This is a genomic window from Methylobacterium sp. GC_Met_2, assembly GCF_026540795.1.
Classification (GTDB): domain Bacteria; phylum Pseudomonadota; class Alphaproteobacteria; order Rhizobiales; family Beijerinckiaceae; genus Methylobacterium.
Window position 1 is genome coordinate 1 of record NZ_JALNUM010000183.1, and the last position, 7,919, is coordinate 7,919.

Genomic DNA, 7,919 nt, shown 5'->3' on the forward strand with positions numbered 1-7,919 from the left:
GCCGTCGCCGGCGGCCGCGCCGGTGACCGCGAGGGTGTCGGCGTCGTTGCGGAGGGCGCCGTCGATCCGGCCGGCAGCGGCGAGCACGGTGCCGGTGTTGGTCAGCCCGCCCGAGAGGCTGCCGAGGTTAGCGTCTCCGCCGATAATCGCGCCGGGAGTTTGAGCCCTTGGGCCAGACCATTCGGAATTGGGTCGCCAAGGTCGACTGTAGCGAGGGGTGTTGGGATCGGACGTTTCCGGGTGCCGATCCAGGCCTAACGACGGCTTAGGGTGACGAACTCATCCGGCTGCGGCGTGAGAACCGATATTTGAAACTGGAGCGCGATATCCTATCGCGCGCGGTGGACTGGTTTGCGCGGGAGACCAGCGTTCTGCCGTTGGGGTCTTCCGGTTCATGAGCGCAAACCAGGCTGCCTTCCCCATCGCCGCCATGGCACGCGTGCTCCGCGTATCGAAGGCCGAGTACTCTGCCTAAGTCGGTGGGCAGCCCTCGGCGCGGCGCGTAGCGGACGCCGCGCTGCCGAAGCGGATCCGCACCGTCCCTCTTGGCTCGCACAAGACCTACGGCGCACCGCGCATCCAAGCCGATTTGCACCAGCAGGGCGAGCGGCTTTCCCGCAAGCACGGGTCCTGTTGCACATATGAAATGGGCACCCGCCATCGGACCGGGAATCGCGATACGCGTCGCTGGCCGCTGCCACGAGGCCGGCGTGCGACCCTCAATGGGCTCGGTCGGCGACGCTTACGACAACGCCGTGGCAGAAAGCTTCCTCTCCACCCTCAAAAATGAGTTGCCGGCCCGCCGCCGCTTCCTCTCACAGGCCGAGGTTGGAAGAGCCTGTTTCAGCTGCATCGAGGGCTTCTACAATCCGCTGAGCCGGCAGTCGGCGCTCCGATATCGCTCGCCCGTCGACTACAAACGAGAGATTCAGCCGGACCGTTTTTACCTGGGCCCTGTTCAGCCAAGCCCTCTAACCGTGCACAAATACGGGGTAACCTCACTCCCGGATCGCCAAGCACCGCAGCCGGGGTCATGTACGGCACGTGACGCTGAGGCGGATGACGGCCACCGGTGATGGGGAAGACCATAGCCCCATAGAACGGGTAGGCTTTATTGCACCGAGAGATGCCGGCCGCTCAGGTCAGGCTGCGTTTACTCAATGCCTTCCAGACCTGCCATAGTTGGAACCGGCCAGCACAAAATCGACATAACTGTCATCACAATCGCCCGCACCGGATCAACCTACAATACGAACGGTTCACAACTACTCCTCGATCGACCATGAAAATTGCTTATTCAAACATTAAAGTGTATGAAAAATTAAATCGCATTGTCAGTTGAACATTCGGATTCTTTTTATCGCTAGCCCCAACTGCCGATTATCGCCGTTCTCAAAGCACATGTGCGGTATATATACATCTGACCGCGATGTAACTTCATCACAATCCGCCCTAACTTTGATAATATGTGTTTCGTTCGGAGAAACATTGGCTTATATTTCGGACTGATCGCCACTGATCGAAATTTTGAGCGCTCTAGATGTTTGATCCCAGGGTTTGATGGTGCACTCTTCACGTTGGAGTGGAGGGACGCGCTATGGGCAAGGTTCTTCACGGCAGCGCCACAACGACGGAGGCGATCCGTCGAGCGATCCAGCATAGTCAAGCGAGCCTGAGGGCACTCTCGAAGCGCTACGGGATCAACCCGAAGACAGTTGCCAAGTGGAAGAAGCGGACCTCGGTCGCCGACCAGCGCACGGGGCCGAAGGATCCGCATTCCACGGTGCTGTCACCCGAGGACGAGGCGGTGGTGGTCGCTTTTCGTCGTCACACGCTCCTGCCGCTCGACGACTGCCTCTACGCGCTCCAAGCCACGATCCCGCACCTGACCCGCTCGTCGCTGCATCGCTGCCTGCAGCGCCACGGGATCAGCCGATTGTCAGAGGTCGACGCCGACAAGCCCAAGCGCTCGCGCTTCAAGGCCTATCCGCTCGGCTATTTCCACATCGATCTGGCTGAGGTCCACACGGCGGAAGGGCGGCTCTACCTACTCGTCGCCATCGACCGCACGACCAAGTTCGCCTTCGTCGAGCTGCACGAGAAGGCGACCCGGCGGGTTGCGGGTGACTTCCTCCGCCATCTCATCGAGGCGGTGCCCTACAAGGTGCACACGGTGCTCACTGACAATGGCACCCATTTCACCACGCCCGGCAACGTCGCCTCAGCTGCTTCCATCATCAATGAGGCGATCGCAGCCGGTGAGACATTCCGAGCCCACAGCTTCGAGTCCGCCTGCGCTCGCAACGACATCGACCATCGGCTGACAAAGCCGCGTCATCCCTGGACGAACGGTCAGGTCGAGCGAATGAACCGCACGATCAAGGACGCGACGGTCAAGCGCTACCACTACGACAGCCACGAGCAGCTCCGCGCTCACCTGGACGACTTCGTCAGCGCCTACAACTTCGCACGCCGCCTGAAGACCCTGCGGGGTCTCACGCCCTACGAGGCCATCTGCAAAGCATGGTCCGCAGAGCCCGGTCGCTTCAGGTCAAACCCGCTCCACCAAATGCCAGGACCAAACATCTAGTGCATCGATCCAGACGGAGGCGTAAGCCGAGTCTGGAAAAATCGATGCAAAACCAAACAGCTAGTGCTCTGACGCATTTTCGGGTCTTTTCGGGCGCGGGTTGTTGGGCTGGGTTTACGGCGTCGACGCCCTCTGGCGTCTGAGGCGCGGCGTTCGAGATGCGCTTGGCGGGCCGAATGCGCCGCTGCGCCAGCCGCACGGCAAAGCGACGGATCTCCTGGACCGACCAGTGGAGCAGGGAACGCGCGGTCTCGGCCGGGTCCGGCTTTTCGGGGGCGGCGCGTTGGCGTTATGGCGGATCATCGCCAGCAAGGCGAAGGCCATCATGACCAGGCTGGCGTGCGGGTGCCAGCCGTGCCAGGACCGGTTTCGTTGTGAGCAAGCCCGAGTTCGGTCTTGGCCGTCTCGAACGCGTCCTCGATCGCCCAACGCTGGCCCTCGACCGCCCCAAGAGTCGCGATCGGTGAGCCGGCGGGCACCACGTGGTGACGTACACCCGCTCGCCATCGTTCAGGCTGCGGCGGAAGAGGAGCCCCCGCGTCCACAGGCCAGTCTGATCGTCGTCGGCGCCTTCGAGGTCGGCCAGTTCGCAAGAGGCCCCATCGTACAGCCGTGCGCCCTTCATCCCATCGTCCGCCGACGGGCGCGCCCAGGCCGACGGCACGAGGCCGTTCGCGATTGTCTCGGCGGTGCCGGCCACCGGCGGCTTGCGGACCCAGGCGTTGAACCTGTGATCGGTCTTGACACCGAGCACGTAGCCCTTGCCCGCTCGACGCAGCGCCATCTCGATGTCGCCGACCCCGTACTCGAGGTCGGCCGCCGCCTCGGAGGACGGCACGCGGGCAGCGATTGCGCGCTCGATCATCGCAAGCGCCAAGCTCGGTTTGGTTGGAAAGGTCGTCCCCTCCGGCACATGGGCGGCCAATCTGGCTGGATCCGAGGTCCGGGTCTCAGGCCGGTGCAAGGCCCGATCGATGAAGGCATGACCGAGCCGCGAGGCGTAGGCCGTAAACACGCCGATCTGACAGTTGGTGATCTTGCCGGCCGAGCCGGTGTACTGCTGATGCACGCCGCACGAGGCCTTGCCCTGCTTGAGGAAGCCGGACTCATCCTGAGTTCGTCGAAGGATCGTCGAGAACCAGAACTGCATCCGGGTCGGCCAGGGTCTCCAAGGCATAGTCCCGCACCACGTCGCGCAAGGCGTCGGCGTCCCAACGTCCACGACCGAGCACCGCCTGCTGACGCCAGGGGCTGGGATCCCCCGCGGCTTCCGCCCGCATTCAGCCCGTCTTGCGCCGCTCTGGCCCGAGCAACCCATCCAGGAATGCCCCGGCCGAGACCGCGACCCGTTCCTGTGTGAACAGCGGGCGCAGGCGTCCCCTCACCTCCCGCAGCGGCAAGGCCCGGAGCTGCAGCCAAGCCGTTGGCGCAATGCTGACAGCTCGTTGCGTTGCAATCCCGCAGGTGCCCCAGCCGATGGAAGCAGCCCCCCAGGCGAGCGCGTTGCGGTCCTCGCCCTTGTTCTGTTCGGCGCTCGCCTGTCCGTGCAGGCCTGGATGTTCCAACAAGTCGAGGGTGAGGAGACTGACGGGTATCTGCGACCGACCAATTCTACGCGCTCTCGCCGAACGGGCCGGCAATGAGGTTATGGGGATCTTCCGCTAGACCGCGTCGACGGCGAAGCTCGACCGCGCGGCGCGACGAGTTAGGTCATGGTGCTGGCGCAAGCCCATCGTATCGATGCGTTCTGCTCATGCGACTGTTCCGCTGGGGCCGCTCGACGCTCTATCTCTTGGAGAACCTTCGCGAATTCGAGGCGCGTAGCGTGTCGTAGGTGGCGACGAACTAACGTTAAGATCCTTCATCGTGGGTCAAGGACGGCCTGTGGCCGTAGCCTATCACTGCGCCAGCGTGCGCAATTCCCCTCGAATGACGCCGAGCAGGGTCCGGGCGAGCAGCCATGCGATCACCGCCGTTGCGAGCGTCAGCAGGGCGAGGGCGAGGCTGTCGATCCCCAGCCCCGGCTGCGCCGTCGCGATCCGCAGGGCTGCGACCGCCGCGGCGGCGAGGGGGAAGCTCACGCCCCACCACGATACGCGGAACGGACAGCTCCAACCGAGCCGGGCGAGCTTCGGCAGAAGCACGGCGAGGAGGAACAGCGCGATCGACAACAGGGCCACCGCGAAGAGATCCACCGTGCCCGTCGTCGCGAGATAAGCCGAGCAGCCGACGGCAGTGGGCGCGACGAGGATCAGGAGCGACGGCTGCAGGGCGGCGGGGAGCGGCGTCTCGAAGAGCAGGCGCGACAGGATCATCGTGGTCAGGGGCACGGCGAAGAACAGCCCCACGGCCAGCGCGAAGACCATCACGCCCTGCATCGGCGGCAGGCTGAGCACCGGAACGGCAAGAGGCACGTCGAGGAGGCCGACCACCGGCACGATCCAGGCCGGCGTCGCATGCGCGGCCTGCTGCCGGTCGCTGAGCCATCGAGTCACGACCCACCACGCGAACACAGTCATGCCGAGGGCGCCGGCGATCCAGAGCACGCGCGCGAGGGTGAGGCTCAGGGGCGCCAGGGGGATCGGCAGGAGGAGCAGGCTGATCAGTGGCGTGCCGAACAGGTTGCCGGCGATGGGATGGCTGAACTCGGCCCGCACCGCTGGGGCGGCGATGACGGCCTTGACGGCGTAGCCCGTCGCCACGGTGACGAAGGCGGCGCAGGCGATCAGCCCAATGGCCCTGCCGAGCCAGAGGGGGACGCCGTACCGGACGTGCGCAAGCGTCCAGGCGATGCTCAGGCCGGTCAGGCCCATCACCGCCGCGAACAGGCCGACGGGCAGAGCCTCGACCTGCCGCCAGCCGCCCGGACCCTTCGGTCGCTCCGGCGGGCGATGGGCGGTCAGGGTGGCTTCGGAGGCCGGCGTGCCTTGCTCTTCCGCGACGACCTGCAGCATCGATCCTTCGTCCTTCACGCAGGCCCCCTCAAGCCAGTACTGTCAAAGGGACCGTATCGGATGGCCGGCATCCGGCGGGACGGGTTCGGGTCGAGATCAGCCGGCCTGTCTCGAAGGTTTGCCCGTGGGCGGTCTCGGGCATCGACGGGGTCGTCACGATCTTGCCCACGTCGGTGCTCAGGGGGGCGCCCGCTACGAGCGCCGTACCTGTGCGCTCTGCCCTGGCGGATCCCGCGTCAGGCGGCCGAGAGTTTCGCGTTGGCCACCGGGAGCGCGCGGATCCGCTGGCCGGTGAGCGCCGCGATGGCGTTGAGAACCGCGGGCGGCACGCCCGGAAGGCCCGGCTCGCCGACACCGCCCATCGGCGCGCCGCTCTCGACGATGCGGACGTGGACCTTCGGCATGTGCTCGCGGCGCAGGATCGGATAGGTGTCGTAGTTCCGCGATTGTCGCACGCCGTCGCGGTAGACGATCTGCTCGAACAGGACCGAGGACAGGCCGAGCGCGGCCGCCGACTCCACCTGCGCCTTGACGATGGCCGGGTTCACGATGCTGCCGGGGTCGAACGCGATCCAGAGGTTGTGGACCTGGGCCTCGCCACCCTCCACCGAGACCTCGGCGATGGTCGCGGTCTCCGATCCGAAGGGCGAGGCCATGGCGATGCCCCGGGCGCGCAGTCCGTCGTCCGTGCGGTAGGGCCCGCGCTGCCAGCCACCGGACAGCTCCGCCACCGCCGAGAGCAGCGTGCGGTGCCGGGCGCTGCCCTCGAGGAGCGCCATGCGCAGCGCGAACGGGTCCTGCCCGCCGGCCTGGGCGATCTCGTCGAGGAAGCTCTCGTAGAACGCATCGTTCATCGAGTGGCCGACGGAGCGCCAAAAGGCGATGTTCACCGGGTGGGCGACCTTCGTGAAGGTCATGCGCCTGTTGGGCACCGCGTAGGGCTTTTCGACGATGCCCTCGACCGCGGAAGGGTCGACGGGGGTCTGCATCATCATGCTGAAGTAGCGGCCGATCGGGCCTTCCCCCACCGTCCGCACCTCGATCGCCGTCGGCTGCCCCGCCCGATCGAGGGCGGCGCGGAAGCGGCTGAAGCTCAGCGGGCGCACGGCGTCGCGGGCGAACTCCTCCTCCCGCGACCACAGCACCTTCACGGGGCGGCCGGTGGCCTTGGCGAGCAGGATCGCCTGCGGGAAGGGGTTGCCCGCATCGTAGGTGAAATGGCGGCCGAAGAAGCCGCCGAGCATCGGCGAGTGGATGCGCACCTGGGCCGGCTGCAGCCCGGCCACCTTCGCCGAGACCGCCTGGAACACCTCCGGCATCTGGTTCGGAAGCCAGACGTCGAGGGTGCCGTCGCTGTCGAAGCGCGCGATGGCCGAGGGCGGTTCCAGTTGCCCGTGGGCGAGGTAGGGGGCCTCGTAATCGGCCTCCACCACCTTGGCGGCCTTGGCGAAGGCGGCGGCGACATCGCCCTCCTCCTCGGCCACATGGCCCGGTTCGGCCGAGGCCTTGAGGGCCGCGAGCATCGCCTCGGACGAGAAATCCGCCGCGACCGTGTCGATGCCGCTGGGCTTGCCCGCCGACCATTCGACCGTCAGCGCCTCGACGGCCTTGCGCGCCCGCCACCAGCTGTCGGCGGCGACCGCCACTGCGCCCGGCAGGCGATGGACCGAATGGACGCCCGGCATCGCCTTCGCCTCGGCCTCGTTGGCGAGGGTCGTCGGCTCCGTGCCGAGGCGTGGCGCGTGCTGCACGGCGGCGTACAACATGCCGTCGACCTTCTGGTCGATGGCGTAGATCGCCCGGCCCGTGGACTTGTCGCGCACGTCGAGTCGGGGAACGGGCTGGCGGATGTAGCGGAACGTCGCCGGATCGCGCAGGGGGACGGACTCGTTCGGCTTCAGCTTCAGGGCGTCGGCCGCGAGGTCGCCGTAAGCGAGAGAGCGGTTCGTAGCCGCGTGCAGCACGACCCCGTCGCGGGTGGTGAGGTCGCCGTCCTGCACCTTGAGCTTGGCCGCCGCCGCGCGGATCATCAGGTCGCGGGCGGTCGCGCCGAGGCGGCGCATGGTCTCGTAACTCGACCGGGTCGAGAAGCTGCCGCCGGTCATGCGGATCCCGTTCACGACGGCATAGTCGGGTCCGGGCGGCGCGCATTCCACGACGAAGCGGGCGGGCGGCACGTCGAGCTCCTCGCCGACGATCTGTGCCATGCCGGTGGCGATGCCCTGGCCGCCCTCCACGAAGGGGCTGAGCAGCCTGATGGTGCCGTCCGGGTGGATCTCCAGGAAGGCGGCCACCCGCGTCCCGGGCTTCGGCGCGAGGGCACCCGCGCCCTCGGCGGGGCCCTGCGCCTCGGCGCGGGCGAGGCGCGCCGGCAG

4 protein-coding genes and 1 pseudogene are annotated in these 7,919 nt (G+C 66.8%); 2 read left to right on the plus strand and 3 right to left on the minus strand.

The window, feature by feature from the left end:
- The first annotated feature begins 641 nt into the window (after positions 1-641).
- The gene (locus OXS49_RS31845; RefSeq protein WP_267428548.1) at positions 642-1,076 is read left to right on the plus strand and encodes an integrase core domain-containing protein; all 435 of its coding nucleotides are present in this window, start codon (positions 642-644) and stop codon (positions 1,074-1,076) included.
- Positions 1,077-1,597: 521 nt separating this feature from the next.
- Positions 1,598-2,590 carry an IS481 family transposase gene (locus tag OXS49_RS31850; RefSeq protein WP_267428549.1) on the plus strand — a complete coding sequence of 331 codons (993 nt, stop codon included), beginning with the start codon at positions 1,598-1,600 and terminating at the stop codon, positions 2,588-2,590.
- 267 nt (positions 2,591-2,857) lie between these two features.
- Here OXS49_RS31850 and OXS49_RS31855 read toward each other — a convergent pair.
- The 3 genes and pseudogenes from OXS49_RS31855 to OXS49_RS31865 form a co-directional block, all read right to left on the minus strand.
- Positions 2,858-4,023 (minus strand): annotated as a pseudogene (locus OXS49_RS31855) (IS701 family transposase); the annotation flags it as partial.
- 465 nt (positions 4,024-4,488) lie between these two features.
- Positions 4,489-5,544, minus strand: coding sequence for an SLAC1 anion channel family protein (locus tag OXS49_RS31860; protein WP_267428550.1), 1,056 nt, complete (start codon positions 5,542-5,544; stop codon positions 4,489-4,491).
- Between the two features lie 236 nt (positions 5,545-5,780).
- The coding region (locus tag OXS49_RS31865; RefSeq protein ID WP_267428551.1) for a molybdopterin cofactor-binding domain-containing protein at positions 5,781-7,919 on the minus strand (2,139 nt) is incomplete at its 5' end.